The 5,848-nt window shown below is 70.7% G+C and carries 5 protein-coding genes and 1 pseudogene; 1 reads left to right on the top strand and 5 read right to left on the bottom strand.

Features of this window, described 5'->3' with window-relative positions; genetic code table 11:
• Nucleotides 1-44 precede the first annotated feature (44 nt).
• The 4 genes and pseudogenes from AC2W7C_RS12725 to AC2W7C_RS12710 all read right to left on the bottom strand — a co-directional run bounded on the left by AC2W7C_RS12725 (nucleotide 45) and on the right by AC2W7C_RS12710 (nucleotide 2,476).
• Entirely contained in the window at nucleotides 45-233 is a 189-nt protein-coding gene (locus tag AC2W7C_RS12725) for a hypothetical protein (protein WP_486001771.1), read from the bottom strand.
• Between the two features lie 34 nt (nucleotides 234-267).
• Complete coding sequence (locus tag AC2W7C_RS12720) at nucleotides 268-1,386, bottom strand: M16 family metallopeptidase (protein ID WP_486001770.1); 1,119 nt, start codon at nucleotides 1,384-1,386, stop codon at nucleotides 268-270.
• The gene (locus AC2W7C_RS12715; RefSeq protein WP_486001769.1) at nucleotides 1,338-1,496 is read right to left on the bottom strand and encodes a hypothetical protein; all 159 of its coding nucleotides are present in this window, start codon (nucleotides 1,494-1,496) and stop codon (nucleotides 1,338-1,340) included. Before AC2W7C_RS12715 ends, AC2W7C_RS12720 begins: the two co-directional genes overlap by 49 nt.
• Before the next feature lie 93 nt (nucleotides 1,497-1,589).
• A pseudogene (locus tag AC2W7C_RS12710) lies at nucleotides 1,590-2,476 on the bottom strand (hydrogen peroxide-inducible genes activator).
• A gap of 107 nt (nucleotides 2,477-2,583) precedes the next feature.
• Here AC2W7C_RS12710 and AC2W7C_RS12705 point away from each other — a divergent pair.
• Nucleotides 2,584-3,168, top strand: coding sequence for a hypothetical protein (locus AC2W7C_RS12705; protein ID WP_486001768.1), 585 nt, complete (start codon nucleotides 2,584-2,586; stop codon nucleotides 3,166-3,168).
• Nucleotides 3,169-3,233: 65 nt separating this feature from the next.
• Here AC2W7C_RS12705 and katG read toward each other — a convergent pair whose 3' ends face one another.
• Nucleotides 3,234-5,462, bottom strand: coding sequence for a catalase/peroxidase HPI (gene katG, locus AC2W7C_RS12700; RefSeq protein WP_486001767.1), 2,229 nt, complete (start codon nucleotides 5,460-5,462; stop codon nucleotides 3,234-3,236).
• Between the last annotated feature and the right edge of the window lie 386 nt (nucleotides 5,463-5,848).

The following is a 5,848-nucleotide window of genomic DNA, read 5'->3' as shown; positions in this document are numbered from 1 at the left end:
GCTGCCGGCAGCGGCGTCCGCTCCGGCCTCGGGGGCAGCAAGGGTCACCGGCTCGCCGGCCGGGGGCCAGGCTCGCCAGGGTGATGGGCGCGCTGAAACTGCTCGCGCACGGGGGTCGCCGGGTGTTCGGCGTCCTCGGCCAGATAACGCATCGAGATGGCCCGGTCGTCCCTCAGATACTGGCGCGCCACCCGCTGCACGTCGGCGGCGGTCACCGCCTGGATGTTGGCCACGTCGCGGTCGCGGTCCGCGGATCGCCGGTCATGATCAGGCGTAGCCCAGGGTGAAGGCGCGGCCGTCGATGGTCTCCAGCCCGCGCAGGGCCTGGGCGGTCAGCTCGGTCTTGGCCTCGGCCAGCTCGGCGGCCGTCACCGGCTCGTCGCGCAGGCGGGCGACTTCGGCGCGGAGCGCCGCCAGGCCCTCTTCCGGCGTGTGGCCCGCGCTCATGATCGCGCTGGCGGTCACCACCCCGACCTGCTGCTGCTGGCTGTTCGACGAGGTGGCGGTGGTGGCGATCTGCTGACGATAGACCAGCGACTGGTACAGCCGGCTCGACTCGCCGGTCGACAGGATGCCGTCCAGCACGTCCAGCGCCGCCCGGTCGGGATGGCCGTAGGGCACGGTCGGCCAGGCGATCTGCACCATCGGCAGCGGCACGTTCGGGCCGTAGAAGGTGGCGTCGCGCGCGGTCCCGTAGGTCTCGGGCACGTTGTTCACCGGCAGCGGCCGGTCGGGGTTCTCCAGGCCGCCGAAATACTGGTCGATCCAGGCGTCCAGCTGGGCCTGGTCGAAATTGCCCGCCACGATCAGATAGGCGTTGTCCGGACGATAGAAGGTGGCGTGGAAGCGCAACACGTCGTCGATGGTGGCCGCGTCCAGGTCGGCGATCGAGCCGATGCCGGGGCGGCGGTAGGGGCTGTCCTGATAGATGAAGGCCTGGGAGTGCAGCCGCTGGAACCGGCCGTAGGGAGTGGCCAGGACGCGCAGCCGGAACTCCTCCTTGACCACGTCCCGCTCGCTCTCGAACGAGGCCTCATCCACGACCAGCGACCCCATCCGCTCGGATTCGGCGAACAGCATCCGCTCCAGGTGCTGGGCCGGCACGGTCTCGAAATAGTTGGTGACGTCCAGGCCGGTGGAGGCGTTGTTGGATCCGCCGACGTCCTCGGTCAGGCGGTCGAAGGTCTCCTGCGGCAGGTTGCGCGTCGCCTTGAACATCAGGTGTTCGAACATGTGGGCGAAGCCGGACCGGCCCTCGGGGTCGTCCTTGGCGCCGACCTTGTACCAGACCTGCACCGTGACGTTGGACGTCGACGTATCCCGCGAGGTGTAGACCTTCAGCCCGTTCGGCAGGGTCCGCTCCTGGAAGCCCAAGGGGGGCACCACGATCCGGCCGGGGCGGCGGCGGACGCCGTCTGCGCCAGGGCGGGGGCGGCGGCCGGCAGGCCGAGCAGAAGCGCCGAGGCGGCGACGGTCAGGATCAGGCGGGTCTTCATGGGCGGGCTCCGACGCCCGGACAGACGGGCAAGCGGGACCCTATCAGGGCCGAACCGGGGCGCACCTTACGGAGTGGTAATGAACGGCGGCGCTCAGTCCAGCTTCAGCGCCTCGGCCAGCAGCCGCGCCTCCGCCGCCCGGCTGGAGCCTTTGCGCCAGGCCACCACGATCTCGCGCGCGCGCCTTGGCCGAGATCGGGCGCACCACCACGCCCGGCATGTCCGCCAGACCCGCCCGCACGGCCATCTCGGGCAGGAACGACACGCCCAGGCCCGAGGACACCATCTGCACCAGGGTGTGCAGGCTGGTCGCGGCGAAGACGTCGTCGCCCTTGGGCGCCTCGATGTCGAAGGCGGCCAGCGCCTGGTCGCGCAGGCAGTGGCCGTCCTCCAGCAGGATCAGATCCTCGGCCTTCAGCGCGCCGGGCGCGATCGGCCCGGGCGCGGCCAGGGCGTGGCCCGCCGGGGCGGCGGCCAGGATCTCGTCGTCGCCGATCCGGGCGTGGTCCACGCCCGCGGCCGTGTAGGGGCAGGGCGATGACGGCGGCGTCCAGGTGGCCGCTCTTCAGCGCCGCCACCAGCCGCGGCGTCAGGTCCTCGCGGATGAACAGCCGCAGCTTGGGATAGGCCTCGCGCAGCTCCGGCAGGCGCGCGGGCAGAAGGAACGGCGCCACCGTCGGAATGACGCCCAGGCGGAAGCGGCCCGACAGCGGCTTGCCCGCGTTGCGCGCCGCCTCGACCAGGTCCTCGGTCCGGGCCAGCACGTCCTCGGCCCGGCGCACGGCCTCGGCCCCCACCGCCGTCAGCTGGACATTGCCCCGGGTCCGCTCGACCACCGGCGCGCCCAGCACCTTCTCCAGCTCCTGCACCCCGGCCGACAGGGCCGGCTGGCTGACGTGCGCGGCCTCGGCCGCCCGACTGAACGAGGCGTGCTCGGCCAGGAGCTTGAGGTACTGAAGCTGGCGAAGGGTCGGGAGCATGCATAAGCCGAAGTTTGCGAAGACGTCAGGACCTATCAGTTGTCTTGAAGTCTCGCCAGCCCGCCTTCTCATGGTTCAAGCTCGATGATCCGAGGAGGAGGCGTCCCATGTCCCTGTCGATCCTGGCCGCGGCCCTGTTGGCGACGGCGCCGTCCCCGGACTCGCGCGGAGACAGGGCGTTCGAGGCCGCCAAGCGCCGCGAGCTCGGCGACAGCGCTCCCGAGCTGGTCCTGCTGGTGGAGGCCCCCGACAACGAGAGTTGGGAAACGGTCGCCGTCTATCGCATCGACGCCTCGCCGGGCGGCGGCGCCGACCAGGGGTGGCGCTGGATCGTGCGCCGCGACCGCTGGGGTCGGCTGCCGAAGGACGAGACCGACGAGGGCGACGCGCTGGACAGGATCGGAGCGCGGGTCATGACGACCTGGGCGGATTCGGAGGCCTGCGCCGGCGTGGTCCCGCTTCTCGAGGCGGTCGAACGCCTTCCGCCCACCCCGTACGACCTGCGCGGCGTCGGCTCCGATTACGGCCTGGACGACGTCGTCGTCGGCGTCGCCAGGACGCGGTTCTGGTTGAACTGGGGCCCCGCGACCCCCGGAATCCAGACGCATGGCGATCTGAACGCCCTCCGTTGGTGGAACGGCCGCGACGCCCTGCAATCGTGCTGGACGGGGCGCGCGCCGATCCCCGGCTGACCAGGGATCATCATTCCGGGGTGGTCCTGCGGACGCCCCGGAGCGACGCGCGATATTGACGCCGATCAGCCCTGGCGGGATGTCGCCAAGTCGAACCGGTCGTTGTTCATCACCTGGGTCCAGGCGGCCACGAAGTCGCGCACGAACTTCCCGCCCGCGTCGGCCGAGGCGTAGACCTCCGCCAGGGCCCGCAGCTGCGAGTTGGAGCCGAACACCAGGTCGGTCCGGGTGGCGGTCCAGCGCTGCTCGCCGGTCAGGCGATCCGTGCCGACGAAGGTCTCGTCGCCCTCGCCGTCGACCTTCTTCCAGCCGGTCTTCATGTCCAGCAGGTTGACGAAGAAGTCGTTGGTCAGCTGCCCCGGCCGGTCGGTGAAGACGCCGTGGCCGGACCCGCCGTGGTTGGCGCCCAGCACCCTGAGGCCGCCGACCAGCACCGTCATCTGCGGCGCCGACAGGCCCAGCAGCTGCGCCCGGTCGACCAGCAGCTCCTCGGTCGGCACGTTGAACCGGACCTGCAGATAGTTGCGGAAGCCATCGGCGCGCGGCTCCAGCACCGCGAAGCCTTCAACGTCCGTCTGCTCCTGAGAGGCGTCGGTGCGGCCCGGCGTGAACGGGACCTCGATGTCGTGGCCCGCGGCCCGGGCCGCCTGCTCGATCCCGACCGAACCACCCAGCACGATCAGGTCCGCGATCGAGACATTGGTCCCCGACGCCGTCCGGATGTCCTCATAGGCCTTCAGCACCTTGGCCAGGCGCGCCGGCTCGTTGACGTCCCAGTCCTTCTGCGGGGCCAGGCGGAGGCGTCCGCCATTGGCGCCGCCCCGGTGATCCGACCCGCGATAGGTCGCCGCAGAAGCCCAGGCGGTCGCCACCAGCTCGGCCACGCTCAGGCCCGACGCCGCGATCTTGCCCTTCAGCGCCTGGATCTCGGCCGCGCCGATCACCGGACCCTGCCGCGCCGGGATCGGGTCCTGCCAGATCAGGTCCTCCGCGGGGACTTCCGGCCCCAGGTAGCGGGCCTTGGGACCCATGTCGCGGTGGCACAGCTTGAACCAGGCGCGGGCGAAGGCGTCGGCGAAATAGGCCGGGTCGTCGCGGAACCTCTCCGAGATCTGGCGGAAGCCGGGGTCGATCTTCAGCGCCATGTCCGCCGTGGTCATCATGGTCGGCAGGCGGCGGTCCGGGCTGTGGGCGCCCGGAGCCATGTCCTCCGGCTTCTGGTTCACCGGCTGCCATTGCTTGGCTCCGGCCGGGCTTCGGACCAGCTCGTACTCGTAGTCCAGCAGCATGTGGAAGAAGCTGTTGTCCCAGGTCGTCGGCGTCGGGGTCCAGGCGCCCTCGATGCCCGAGGTGATGGCGTGGTCGCCCATCCCGCTCTCGTGGCCGGACTGCCAGCCCAGGCCCTGCTGGGCGATGTCGGCGCCCTCGGGGCTGGCCCCGACCTTCTTGGCGTCGCCCGCGCCATGCGCCTTGCCGAAGGTGTGGCCGCCGGCGGTCAGGGCGACGGTCTCCTCGTCGTTCATGCCCATCCGATGGAAGGTCTCGCGGATGTCGCGCGCGGACTGCAGCGCGTCGGGGACGCCGCCGGGGCCTTCGGGATTGACGTAGATCAGCCCCATCTGGATCGCCGCCAGCGGCTCCTCCAGCGCCATCTGCTTCTCAGGCTGGATGCGGGTCTCGTTGCCCTCTTCGCCGACCCACTGCTCCTCGGTGCCCCAATAGATGTCCTTCTCGGGCTCCCAGACGTCGGCCCGGCCGCCGCCGAAGCCGAACACCGGCCCGCCCATGCTCTCGATGGCCACGTTGCCGGCCAGGATCATCAGGTCGGCCCAGCTCAGGCTGGCCCCATACTTCTGCTTGATCGGCCACAGCAGGCGCCGCGCCTTGTCCAGGTTGCCGTTGTCCGGCCAGCTGTTCAGCGGGGCGAAACGCTGCTGCCCCGCGCCCGCGCCGCCGCGGCCGTCGCCGGTGCGATAGGTCCCCGCCGAGTGCCAGGCCATGCGAATGAAGAACGGCCCGTAGTGGCCGTAGTCCGCCGGCCACCAGGGCTGGCTGTCGGTCATCAGGGCGGTCAGGTCCTTCTTCACCGCCTGGTAGTCCAGCGTCTTGAAGGCCTCGGCGTAGTCGAAGTCGTCGCCCATCGGGTCGCCCGACACGCCCTGCTGATGCAGGATGTCCATGGACAGGTGGTTCGGCCACCAGTCGCGATTGGTCCGGCCCAGCAGCGACCGGAGCGCGCCCCGCTCCTTCTTCGGATCGCTAAGGGGCGAGGGTCCGCCAGCATTTCCGTCCATGACTTCCTCCTGTTTCTGACCGTGGCGGGCAGCCTAGGCCCGCGTTTCAAGCAAGGAAAATCGATAAACTTTCTGGACAGGAACAGCAGAACTTATGAACCAGCCTTCGTCACGTTCCGCCAGTCGGGAAACGGTCGCGCGCCGGCGTAAGGCTTGTACAACGGTTCCACTCTAGCTCGGGCCGGCGGGCCGCCGCCGCCGAACCGCGTCGTCTTGGGGGTCAGCGCCATGCATTGGCTTGTGATCATCGTGCTGGCCGTGGTGGCCTACCGCCAGGGGCGCGCGATCAGCCGGCTCCAGGCCCAGCTCGCCGCGCTGCGGCAGGCCCCACCCGAATCCCGTCCCCGGAGGTCGGCGGACGCGGCGCGAACCGAGACGCCGCCGCA

The organism is Brevundimonas sp. CURTG3B2_SDJG (assembly GCF_057364705.1).
This window is presented reverse-complemented; position numbering and strand designations above follow the sequence as displayed.